Origin of the sequence: Paraglaciecola hydrolytica (assembly GCF_001565895.1) — a bacterium.
In the GTDB taxonomy this organism is placed as follows: Bacteria; Pseudomonadota; Gammaproteobacteria; order Enterobacterales; family Alteromonadaceae; genus Paraglaciecola; species Paraglaciecola hydrolytica.
The window spans coordinates 293,826-305,427 of sequence record NZ_LSNE01000003.1; the positions used below are offsets into that span (position 1 = coordinate 293,826).

Here is an 11,602-nt window from a genome sequence, read left to right on the forward strand (position 1 = left end):
TCCTCAATTTATCTTTTTATCTGACTCTATCCGACCTATTTGTACGATGCTATTTTTTACCAATAACGTTCCATGGAAATCTGCCCGGGTAAACGGCGTAAATGTTTACTGAGGCCCAAGCCACTTAGTACCTCGACACTGTGTTCAATCATTTGGGGATTGCCACATAACATCACTTGGCTGTCGGTGGAATTGAGAATTAACCCGACTTGTTGTTGAATTTCAGGCAGTAAGGTTGGAATACGTCCCAACAGACAACCATTGGCGGCTTCACGACTCACAATAGGCACAAAACGAAAACGCCCCGCATATTCTTCTTGCCACTGGCTAATCAGGGGCAAATAAGCTAAATCGTGCTGCCAACGTGCACCATAAACCAATACGATATTTTGATAATTTTGCCACGCTTGAGGGGTAGACAAGATAGAAATAAAAGGGCCGACGCCTGTACCGGTAGCGATTAACCACAAGTCTTTACTAACAGGTACTTCATCGAGGATCAAAAAACCAGTAGGGGGCGCCATCACTTTCAGACTATCGCCCACTTGTAAGTCATGCAGCTTAGGCGACAGCAAGCCCTCTGCCACTGGTACGGCAATAATTTCTAAACAATCATCATCAGGGGCATTAACCAAGGAATAAGGGCGCGACAATATTTTGCCCTCTAGCTCTAGGCCAATTTTAGTGAATTGCCCCGCTTTACACTGCGGAAACTCAGGGCAAGTAAAACGTAACGAAAACAGGTGATCATTCCAATCCGTTCTACTCACCACTTTTGCATCCAGCCACTGCGCCATCTATGCCTCCTGTTTCGATTTTCTAAAAATTAACAGATTGAGCCAACCATAGCACGGGTTTTTCCAGTTGTACCAAATACTTAAGTAAGTCATTTAGATGACAATTAAACGAATCTAAATACTCGTATCGGGTGAATTTAATTTAGCCTCTCCCTATTTCAGATAACTTTAACTAACCTGACAGTGTCAAAATATGCATTTGTCAGCGCACTCGTAGTTGCCTAATCTGTTTTTGCAAAGGCTAAAGATAAAACAACATTGTTTGTGCAAATTGCCTCATGCGCCTTCGCTAATGCATGTAGCGAGATAACGTAATTTAAATAGTCCATGACAATGCAGTAACTGGAGTTGTATATGAAAAAATTCGTCACTTTTGCTCAACGTAACACGATTTTAACCTTGGCCTTATTCGCTAGCTTACCCGCGCAAGCCGGTCTAATTATCGATGATTTCAGTTTTCATCCATCTTACCTTAATACTCACCCCATGATGCCCATCTTGACGGCTAATCAAGCTGATCCCAATAAATATGCTAGTTCAACTACAGGTAATATTTTGGGTGGTGAAAGGGATGTGAGTGTCAATATGACTGAACTATTAGGGCAATATGCACAAAGTACCGTTAATAATGGTTGGTTTGGTCCTTACAACATGCCCATGATGACGATTCGCTTAGATTGGACTGGCGAGTTCTCTTACCAAATACAATACGATGGCTTAGACGGTGCGGCCACGAGAAATGGAGGTTTAGGGTTAGACTTAAATGCCGCACTGGCTGGCGATACCTTACAAATAGGCTATTTCCGCCAAAACATATACAACGACAATGCCGACGGGGATGCTGATCCCACTGGCAATACCACATGGGATATATCTCTCGTTGATAACAATGGCCACGTCAGCACTGTTAGCAACACCATAGTGGGTAATAGTTTGGGTGGTTTCAATTTACTCAATTTCAACTTCAGCGACTTTGAATCCAACAATAGCTTATTTGACATTAGTCATGTCAGTGTCATCGAAATAGCCAGTACGATAATGGCCATGGGGCCTGGTTCAAGTTGGATTGAATTAACCGGTATTGGTATTAGTGGTGATGTTTATACCCAAACCAATACACCCAACAATAACAATCCACAAAACCCATCTAATTCGGTACCCGAACCTAGCGCCCTAGCCCTGTTTGCATTTGCTTTAGTAGCAATGGGTATACGCCGCAAAAAGTAACTCGATTTATTGAATCACACTCCCAAGTGTTGTTAGGGCAAGGTAGTAACCTTGCCCTTTTTTATTTTTGGCAAATCAATTCATTAGGCACAACTAAACAAACACGCTTTGCAATAGCGCTTTAAAGTCGGAGTTTTCTAAGACAGTCAACTAATTGCGTGGCTTGCTGCGCGGTATTATAGATATGCAATGACAAGCGCAAGATCGAGCTGCGTCGATCATAGTAAGCACCAAAAGATGTGAGATCTTCAACAAACGCCTGCATCGCCGCAGGCTTAAAGTCCAAACACAAAGTACCACCTTGTTGCTCTAAGTCATGCTGACTCAGTAATAATGGTTCAGCAGCCTGATACACTTTTTGCCGCAACTGGCGATTATGTTTGGCAATCTGTGCTACACCAATTTGATTAATTTGCTGCAAGCTGCCCAATGCCGTGGCAAAAGGCGCAATACTCGGGGTACCACCCCAAAAACGTTTGGCATTGTAAGCATACACAAAATGTTCAATATCAAATTCAAAGGGATTAGCGTGGGAAAACCAGCCTACATCCAGTGGTTTAAGTGCCTCTATTTGCGAGGGCTCTAACCACATAAAACCAGCGCCGGGGCCACCACATAACCATTTAACACAAGAGCCCAATACACAATCCGCTTGCCAAGCAACTACATCGACAGGCACTACACCAATAGATTGCGCCACATCCACTATAACTTTGGCTTGTTTGGCATGAGCCAAGGCAGAGATCTCAGCCACCGGCGATAATACCCCAGTATTGCTGTGCACATGGGTGATCAATACCGCTGCGGTTCTATCGCTGATCTGGCTTCGCCATTGCTGTAAGTCGCGTGGGCTATGTTGCTCAACAATGAGTTCAAACTCATAACCCGCTTGTGTTAAAGCTTGCGCCACAAAGCCCATGGACGGAAAGGCGCTGGCATGCATCAATATGACGTTTTTGGATGGATTAAGTGGCAAGGCCTGCAAGTACTTAGTTAAGCCACTGGATACATTTGATTGAGGACAAATATCCTTGCCATCTGCGCCGATGATCTTGCCCAGTTCAGCGCAAAAATCATCAATAATACCCAACCACTTTGGCCAAGCGTCACCGCCTTGTTGTTGCCATGGATTCAAATAACGTTGAGTCAGAGTTTGTTCTGCGTTTTTTGGCAAACAGCCAACCGAATGGCTTAACAAATACATGCCCTGTGGCACATTAAACAAGGATTCAGTTGTGTGCAATTTCACGGTTTAGGACTCGGCACTGTGAAAAGGGCATTGGCTAATAGATTCGCGCACTGTGCCATAAGATCCACCCCAAGTGTCTGTCATGCGGCTGCGAATATCCCACAATTCAGGGAAAAATCGATGTTTAGCCCCCGTTTGTAACAACTCAACCGGCCGGCCTTTTAAGGATTTTGACGCCATACCAATAGAACGTTGGATCAAGAAAATGTGATTACTGCGGAATTTTTGCAATTGCTCATCAAATTCCACCAAAGCTTCTGCAATGGCGTAGCTATCATCGTGGGCAAATTCACTGTCATAAATTTGTTCAACCGTTTTGCCACGTTTAACTAAGTACTGTTCATTAAACACCTCCCACAAATCAGCAGGAATTTTTAATAAAGTCCGAAAACCCGGTGACTCCTGACCACTGCCGTTACCCAACTGCAAACGTATTTCTTGATACTCTTTTGGCGACATGGTTTCGAGCAAGTCGAGTTGCTGGGTCATCATGCGCTGAATAAAATTGACCCGCTGCATCAAATTCAGCACCTTCAGAGTGTGTTGTTTTTCCATCAGTTCGAGCACATCAATCAAGCTATAGATCATCAACTTCATCCATAACTCTTCTACCTGATGCACAATTTGAAATTGTAATTCGTCGCCGTTACATAGTTTGTCGAGCGGTTTTTGACAGGACAGTAAACGTTCACAGTTTAAGTACACGCCATAATCTAACATGGCGGGTGATTCTATTAAGGCAGAGTATTTAGTTCGAAACATGGCAGCTATTCACCGAGAAAATAAAAACCATAATAGTCCGCTTCCTCTCGAACATTGTTCCATTTATACTCAAATAATAGATATTTTGAGAACGATAACCCTATTTATGGCTAATATTAAAAACAAAACCACAAAATTACTCCACTCTTTGGTCGAACTAGCGATCTTAAAAAATTTGGAAGCAGACGGTCGCCTGTCTTTTGCCGTTTTGGGAGAGCGGCTTGGTATCAGCAAAACCCCGTGTTGGAACAAGGTGCAGGACCTACAAAACAGCGGTGTTATTGAAGCTTACAGTGCGCGCATTAACCCCGGCAAACTTGGCTTAACCATTCGCGCTTTGGTGCATGTGGTGGTTAATTTCAGTCATTATAAAGAATTTGAGCAAGCCATTGTTGCCCACCCCAATGCGCGCTCCTGCCATGCTGTTACTGGCGAATATGATTATGTACTGGAAATTCTAGCCCGCGATATTCAAGAGTTTGATCAACTACTACGTGAAAATCTCAGTCAATTGCCCGGAGTTGAACGCTTTAATACATCCATTTCGACTCGTATGGTTAAACAAGACGGCCCCTACACACAAATGCTCTAAGGTGAATTCGGCTTAGCTTAGTCACCTCAATGCAAAAGTTAATGTTTATGAGTGGCGAGATGTTGTTGAAGTAAGTCTTTTCCATAATCGTTACCATTAGGGGTACGGATGACCACATGAATATGATCGCGAGTCGGTACTCCATTCTCATGCAACATTTCTGTACCAACAGGGACTTGATGGTCAAACTCAATCAATATCACCGGACTATGTATGCGGTAGTAAAACACACTGTCATCGTTAACGTCCCCTACCCAGGCAAACCACGTATTTTCTAAGTGAGTACGTACCTCATCCATGCGGACTTTGGCATGGGATTCTTTCATATTCGCTACATAAGAACCTATCAGGTCGAGTAATTTGTGTTGTTGTTCCTCGTCAAGCACAGAGGCCTTAATACCGCTATAATCGATTACCAAATTGTCTTGATGGGCGGCTGCTTGCATATTGTCATGGGTTTTCCGAGAGGACAGTGTGGCGGCTTGCTGTTGATCAGTAGTAAGCGATTGCATCAAGGCAAGTCCCCTATCCTGCTCTGCTTGTAACACTTTATTACCTGCATATTTTCCACTTGTGGTCACTGCTGGTTCGGCGCCCAGAAAAGTGGGTGTCATTACAACTTGATCGCCCATCACAAAATAATTGATCACAAGATGGTGTCCATCCATTTGCCATCCCCAAGGTTCTTTGTCATCGGGTGTACCCATAATGGTCAGAAAATAGAGATCTTCATCGAGGAAACCATGACCATTCAATTCCGATAGGGTGCGATCTGTTTTCATAATATTCTTACTTAAATCCAGTCCTTTGGCGCTTAACGACGACTCGAGTAAGCCCCAAGCTGCTTTTCGCTGCTCGTGGTTCATCTCTTTGAGGCTGAGTCCCTGACGTACATAAATACCATTGTCTACATTGAACCAACGCCGCCATTCTGGATCGTCCACCGCAAATTGTGTGCGGATCAATTCAGGTGTTGAAAGTAGGCTGAGGTAAGCTTTGGCAGCTTCTACAATAGGGGCTGTGCTGACCCCGGTATTGCGAATAGGAAAAAGTTCTTGTTGCTTGCCTTGCGAGGTACTAAGACCTTCAAAACGCTCAGCGAGCGCCGCAACTTCTATATCAGAGAAGTGTTTTTTAACGGCTAAAAAGTCATTTGAATACTTATCTTGCTGGGCTATGCACAATCCACTGGTTGACAGCATGGCAACCATTATCACCCACAAGCAATTTTGAACTTTCATCACCGCCTCTCCGTTATTTTACTGTTCGAGCATAGGTTAGTTGTAGCCATTAACAAAATCGACAAACACATTAAATACTGCAATGGCGCTGAGTTAGTTAAAAGACTCTATATGTTGCTGATTATGACTAGTGTATCTCTACTAATTTAAACTGAACTACTTCTTATCCTCGACCAAAACATTCCACAAAAGCATCGGCAAAACGCTGAGCCGCCAAAGGATCCATGTTGAAATACAACGAAGGCTCAATCAGTTCTATCTCCATCAAAGCAAACTCTCCCTGATGGCGCACTAAATCTATACGTGCATACAAGGCATCCTCTGGTAAAGAGGCCAGCGCATGACGAGAGCAAGTCAACATTTCTTCACAAGGCTCTATGCTTTGCAACAAACCACCATGCTCTTCCTGAACTCGAAAATCCCCACTTTTTGGGCGTTTTAAAATGGCATGACTGTAATGCCCAGCAAAATAAAATAAGGAATACTCGCCCTCTTCCACTATAGCGGGTAAAAAGGGCTGCAACATAAAGGGCCGCTTGGCAAATTCTGTTGTGAGTTGCTGGTGCATATCGCGCAGGTTTTGTGACGTCAAACGATAGGTATGATCGGCATTCGCACTGATCAAAGGTTTGATCACCAATTGCTGGCAAGCAAACTGTATAAAACCTTGCTGAATCTGTTGTAGCTCAAAAGAGTCAAACCATAAGGTCGGTACGATATTAATGCCTTGTTGCTGCATATCTCGTAAATAGTCTTTGCTGATATTCCATTTAACCAGCTTAAGCGGGTTTTCGAGGCGCGCACTAGAGGCTTCTATCGTCTCTAAACAGGCTAAAAATGCAGATGCGTCGCTTTGATAATCCCAAGTACTGCGGATCACCACTACGTCATAGTTTGACCAATCCACATCCGGTTTACGCCACGAAACATGCTCTGCCTGCCAGCCCAATTTTTGCAGCGGCTCAAAGGCCATATCATCATATGCAAAAAAGTTTTCTAACGAATCCATGGATAAAAATGCGCACTTTTTCATAGCCTTAAATTTCTCATATTTATCAAGCACCTTGCTTGCAATCCTTGTTGTTATGTTAAGCACTTTAACAGATAAAAACGTTTATTTTTCAACTGTCTATTTGACTGTTTATTAGCCTTTTTTCGCTCAAATAGGCTTAATTGTTACAAAACCTCCATTTAGCCTGTTTTGCTTACATAATTTAACAATTGCAAATATTAACTTGGTCTCAGCTACGTTATCATGCAGCTAATCGAACCAGGATAAAATGGACGCAAATAAAAATGAAAACAAATTGGAAAAAAATTGCACTTCCTTTCATCGTATTAATTGTAGGTTTTGGTGGCATGCAAGCCATCAATGCATCAGCCGAAAAAGAACAAGAAAAAAAGCCGGTTGATACCCGCCCAACAGTCAAAGTTGAAGCGGCATTGTCGCAAGATTACCAAGTACTCATTAGTAGTTTTGGTGAAGTTAATCCGCTAGAAAGCACCATGTTGTCGGCTCAAGTATCAGGTGAAGTCATCGCTTGGAATGAAAATTTTGTGCCCGGTGGTTTAGTGCTCAGAGGCGAAACGCTGTTTGCCATCGAAAAAGATACCTATGAAGCTGCATTGTTACAGGCTGAGGCGAGCTTAAGCTCGGCACAATCCCTGTTGATAGAAGAGCAAGCTCGCGCACAAGTAGCCAAGCAAGAAGCTAAAAATTTACCCCAAGCCAAAATAACCGATTTGTATTTACGCAAACCACAATTGCTCAGTGCTGAAGCCGCGCTTAAATCTGCTCAAGCAAAAATAAAAATTGCCCAACGTGATCTTGATAACTGCGAAGTCAAAGCCCCTTATGATGCACTGGTGATCAACCGTAATGTCGGTGTGGGTCAATACGTTAACCAAGGCACACAAATCGCTCAATTAAACAATGTTGAAAAAGCCGAGATTATCATTCCTGTTGCAGGTTTTGATAATGCGTTTTTGCCCAGCGGTTTAGCCGGTACCGTCGCCACGATCAGCACTAAGGGTTTTGATGCGGTAAGTCGTGAAGGTTTAATCGCACGAGATTTAGGCATAGTTGATAAAGCCACGCGTATGAGCCAGCTCGTTATTCGGGTAGATGATCCCTATGGTATTAACAATGGCCTACCCGCCCTTAAATACGGTACCTATGTTGAAGTAGCGTTTAAAGGCAGGACCCTGCAACAAATTTACCGCTTACCTCAAGAGTTAGTCTCTAATCGTACCGTATGGATAGTCGATAAAGATAATAAACTAGAGCCACGTAAGGTGGATATTATTCGTGAAGAGGGAGAGTATTTTTTAATTGGCGAAGGTTTAGCTAATGACGAAAAAATTGTGGTCACCCTACCTGAATACCCACAAAAGGGTATGGAAGTAAAAACGGTTCAAGCCTCTGGCAGTGATATGACTGCTAAAAACGCTTCATAGGAGACACAATGGACGCTAACACCACCAAAGAAAAAGGTTTAATCGCCTATTTCGCCAGCAACTCTGTTGCGGCAAATTTAATGATGGGATTCATTATCGTGATGGGTTTAGTGAGTTATTTCACTATTCAAAGGCAGATGTTTCCTAATATTGAAATTAACTACATTAATATTTCAGCGACCTATCGTGGTGCTTCCCCACAAGAAATCGAAGAAAGTATCTTAATTAAAATTGAAGAATCTCTTAAAGATATCACTGAGATAAAAAAATTAGTCGCACGCTCTTACCGTAACGCCGGTAGCGTGAGTTTAGAAATTTATCCCGATGAAAAACTCACTGACGTATTAGACAAAGTCAAAGCAAGGGTAGACAGCATTGCTACTTTTCCAGCCGACATGGAACCAGTGCAAGTATCTCAAGTTGAATTTAAGCAAGATGTTATCGAAATGTCTTTGGTGGGTGATTTACCACTGACCGAACTTAAACCCATCGCCAAACAAATAGAAAAAGAATTACTCGAACTCGACAATATCTCATTAGTAGGCCTTGAAGCGCCTGAAGATGAAATTGCCATTGAAATCCAGCCCGATGTATTGCGTAAATATAACCTAACTCTTAACGATGTCAGTGCGGCAATTCGCCGTCATTCAGCTAATTTTTCAGCTGGGCAAATTCGTACCGACGCAGGGATCATTTCTGTCAGGGTTGAAAACCAATATTACGACGGTGAAGAATTTGGCCAAATCCCGGTAAAAATAGGCGCCAACGGCGCAAGAGTCTTATTACAAGACATCGCGACGATTCAAGATGGTTTTACCGAAGGTGAGCGTTACTTTAAATACAGTGGTCAGAACGCTATTTTTATGGATGTTAAAGCCACCAAAACCCAAAACATTATCCCCGTTGCCCAATCAGTCCATAACTACATCGAGCAAAAAAATAAATCCTTACCCTCAGGCCTACAGTTAAAAGTCTTAGTGGATATGACTTATTACCTCAATGGCCGTTTGGATATGATGATTAAAAACCTTATCCAGGGCGCTATTCTGGTGGCCATTTTATTGTCTATTTTCTTGCGTTTTCGTTTAGCGTTTTGGGTCATGATGGGTTTGCCCGTGTGTTTCCTTGGCGCAGTGATGATGATGCCAGTGCTGGGTGTTAGTATTAATATCCTGTCACTGTTTGCCTTTATTATGGTGCTCGGTATCGTGGTCGACGATGCTATCGTTATAGGGGAAAGTGCTTATTCTGAAGTGGAAGAAAAAGGCGGCGGTGTAGACAACGTCGTACGGGGTGCAAAAAAAGTAGCAACACCCGCCACCTTTGGGGTATTAACCACTATTGCGGTATTTGCTCCTTCGGTTTTTTCCACAGGTCCTGAAGGCGCATTTTTCTATAACATCGCTACCGTAGTTATATTGTGTTTGATATTTAGCTTAATCGAATCCAAGTGGATACTACCTGCCCACATTGCCAAGATTAACTTTACACCAATCAAACCCGGCAGTTGGCGTGAGCGTTTTAATACCTCATTTTTTAGTTTTGTGAATGGACCATACCGCAACTTTGTCAATCGTTGTATCGAATGGCGTTATGTCACCTTTACGGTTTTTATCGCCTTGTTAATGTTCAGTATGGCCATGTTCAACGCCAACTATGTGCGTTTTATACCCACGCCTAAAGTGCCTCATGACTTTCCTTCGATCAGAATAGAAATGAATGAAACCGTATCTGATGAAATGACCATTGACGCCTTAAAAACCATCGAAAAAATCGTTTTGGATACCGAAGAAAAAATCAAACAAGAATATGATGGTCAGGGTATGGTGAGAGACTTACTGGCCTTTAACCAAGGACGCACTGAAGCCCGTATGGTTATGCCTTTGGTAGCCGAAGATGATCGTCCTTTTGATACCTTTGAATTAGCCAGACGCTGGCGCGAGGTGATGCCGGTTATTCCAGGTATGAAATCTCTAACCATTCAGGATGACATCAATGGCGGCGGTAATGACGGTGAGTTTGGTTATTTACTCTATGGCCCCGATGTTGAAACTCTAAACGCTGCGGGTCTTGAGTTCATTACCTTGCTGCAACAAGAAAAAGGTTTGTACGACGTTAGTTCAACCATTGATCCGGCCAGTAAAGAAATTCAGATGGAATTACTGCCCGTTGCTTATGATTTAGGGCTGAATCTTTCTAGTATCGCTTCTCAGGTAGGTGCCAGCTTTTACGGTGATCAAAGCCAGCGCGTGATCCGCGATGGTGAAGAAGTCAGAGTGATGGTGCGTTACCCTAAACTCACCCGCGAACGTTTTGCCGCCTTAAAATACACCGTTATCAGCACGCCTGATGGTAAAGAAGTATTGCTTGGTGACGTTGTTACCTTGAGTGAGAAACCCGGTATCAGCTATATTCGCCGTGAAAGTGGTTATCGCAGTGTCTATGTTTGGGGCGCCATCGACGAAGAAGTCGTAGAACCTAACGAAGTGGTTAAAATTATCGAAGATAAATTGCTGCCGCAAATGAAAGAGTCCTTCCCTTCGGTTAAAACCGAATTAGGTGGCTCGGTAGAAGAGCAACAATCCCAGCAAAATGAACAACTGATGTTTTTTATCGCTGGCATGATCATGGTTTTCATTTTACTCGCCGTACCTTTAAAAAGTTATAGCCAGCCGTTGATCATTATGTCGGTTATTCCTTTTAGTTTAACCGGTGCCATTTGGGGACATTTTGTTTTTGGCATGGACATGAGTATGATGTCGGTATTTGGACTTATCGCTGCTGCAGGTGTCGTCATCAACGACAGCTTGGTTATGACTGACTTTGTTAATCAACGCCGAGCGCAAGGTTATAGTGTTCGTGACGCGGTGTCTGAGGCGGGCTGTGCACGTTTTCGGGCAATTACGTTAACCTCTATCACCACCTTTTTTGGGGTGGTGCCGATTATGTTCGAACCCAGCATGCAAGCCAAATTTGTGGCGCCCATGGCAAACGCCTTAGGTTTTGCCGTGCTTTACGCCACGGTTGTTACCTTGGTATTAGTACCTTGTTTGTATATGGTGTTAGAGGATATGAAAGCAGGTTTTAGTAAGATAGGTGGTTTATTTGGCAAACTAAAACCACGTAAAAAAATAGTGACGGACAATACGCCATCTGAAGCATAAACTACGAAAAAAGCGCCTAAGGGCTAATGCCGATCAGTTAAGAAATTGACATTTGGCATAAGAGGATCAAAATCCGATGATCGTAAGGTCATCGGATTTTTTTGTGCAACTTC

At 43.1% G+C, this 11,602-nt stretch carries 9 protein-coding genes; 4 read left to right on the forward strand and 5 right to left on the reverse strand.

Annotation, left to right across the window (positions count from 1 at the left end; genetic code table 11):
- Positions 1-56: 56 nt before the first annotated feature.
- Positions 57-797: a ferredoxin--NADP reductase gene (locus AX660_RS03805; protein WP_068372783.1), complete on the reverse strand. Its 741-nt coding sequence runs from the start codon at positions 795-797 to the stop codon at positions 57-59.
- Between the two features lie 354 nt (positions 798-1,151).
- On the opposite strand from AX660_RS03805, the gene AX660_RS03810 reads away from it, so the two are divergent.
- Positions 1,152-2,024, forward strand: a complete 873-nt coding sequence (locus AX660_RS03810) for a PEP-CTERM sorting domain-containing protein (RefSeq protein WP_068372789.1) — start codon at positions 1,152-1,154, stop codon at positions 2,022-2,024.
- Positions 2,025-2,145: 121 nt separating this feature from the next.
- On the opposite strand, the gene AX660_RS03815 is transcribed toward AX660_RS03810, so the two are convergent.
- Both AX660_RS03815 and AX660_RS03820 read right to left on the reverse strand, forming a co-directional pair.
- On the reverse strand, positions 2,146-3,273 hold the full coding sequence (locus AX660_RS03815; protein WP_327082843.1) for an aminotransferase class V-fold PLP-dependent enzyme: 1,128 nt from the start codon (positions 3,271-3,273) through the stop codon (positions 2,146-2,148).
- A gap of 3 nt (positions 3,274-3,276) precedes the next feature.
- Complete coding sequence (locus tag AX660_RS03820) at positions 3,277-4,035, reverse strand: tryptophan 2,3-dioxygenase family protein (RefSeq protein WP_068372790.1); 759 nt, start codon at positions 4,033-4,035, stop codon at positions 3,277-3,279.
- Positions 4,036-4,141: 106 nt separating this feature from the next.
- On the opposite strand from AX660_RS03820, the gene AX660_RS03825 reads away from it, so the two are divergent.
- The gene (locus AX660_RS03825; RefSeq protein ID WP_068375113.1) at positions 4,142-4,627 is read left to right on the forward strand and encodes an Lrp/AsnC family transcriptional regulator; all 486 of its coding nucleotides are present in this window, start codon (positions 4,142-4,144) and stop codon (positions 4,625-4,627) included.
- Positions 4,628-4,665: 38 nt separating this feature from the next.
- On the opposite strand, the gene AX660_RS03830 is transcribed toward AX660_RS03825, so the two are convergent.
- Complete coding sequence (locus AX660_RS03830; RefSeq protein WP_068372794.1) at positions 4,666-5,868, reverse strand: DUF3500 domain-containing protein; 1,203 nt, start codon at positions 5,866-5,868, stop codon at positions 4,666-4,668.
- 163 nt (positions 5,869-6,031) lie between these two features.
- Positions 6,032-6,901 (reverse strand): ATP-grasp domain-containing protein, encoded by an 870-nt coding sequence (locus tag AX660_RS03835; protein ID WP_068375116.1) that lies wholly within the window; start codon positions 6,899-6,901, stop codon positions 6,032-6,034.
- A gap of 263 nt (positions 6,902-7,164) precedes the next feature.
- On the opposite strand from AX660_RS03835, the gene AX660_RS03840 reads away from it, so the two are divergent.
- Positions 7,165-8,325, forward strand: a complete 1,161-nt coding sequence (locus AX660_RS03840) for an efflux RND transporter periplasmic adaptor subunit (RefSeq protein WP_068372797.1) — start codon at positions 7,165-7,167, stop codon at positions 8,323-8,325.
- A gap of 8 nt (positions 8,326-8,333) precedes the next feature.
- Positions 8,334-11,489 carry an efflux RND transporter permease subunit gene (locus AX660_RS03845; RefSeq protein ID WP_068372798.1) on the forward strand — a complete coding sequence of 1,052 codons (3,156 nt, stop codon included), beginning with the start codon at positions 8,334-8,336 and terminating at the stop codon, positions 11,487-11,489.
- Positions 11,490-11,602 lie beyond the last annotated feature (113 nt).

Excerpts from the sequence above, each read along its gene's own strand:
- AX660_RS03845 (WP_068372798.1), top strand. The coding sequence starts at position 8,334 with ATGGACGCTAACACCACCAAAGAAAAAGGTTTAATCGCCTATTTCGCC.
- AX660_RS03830 (WP_068372794.1), bottom strand. The coding sequence starts at position 5,868 with ATGAAAGTTCAAAATTGCTTGTGGGTGATAATGGTTGCCATGCTGTCA.
- AX660_RS03805 (WP_068372783.1), bottom strand. The coding sequence starts at position 797 with ATGGCGCAGTGGCTGGATGCAAAAGTGGTGAGTAGAACGGATTGGAAT.
- AX660_RS03825 (WP_068375113.1), top strand. The coding sequence starts at position 4,142 with ATGGCTAATATTAAAAACAAAACCACAAAATTACTCCACTCTTTGGTC.
- AX660_RS03820 (WP_068372790.1), bottom strand. The coding sequence starts at position 4,035 with ATGTTTCGAACTAAATACTCTGCCTTAATAGAATCACCCGCCATGTTA.
- AX660_RS03835 (WP_068375116.1), bottom strand. The coding sequence starts at position 6,901 with ATGAAAAAGTGCGCATTTTTATCCATGGATTCGTTAGAAAACTTTTTT.
- AX660_RS03840 (WP_068372797.1), top strand. The coding sequence starts at position 7,165 with ATGAAAACAAATTGGAAAAAAATTGCACTTCCTTTCATCGTATTAATT.
- AX660_RS03810 (WP_068372789.1), top strand. The coding sequence starts at position 1,152 with ATGAAAAAATTCGTCACTTTTGCTCAACGTAACACGATTTTAACCTTG.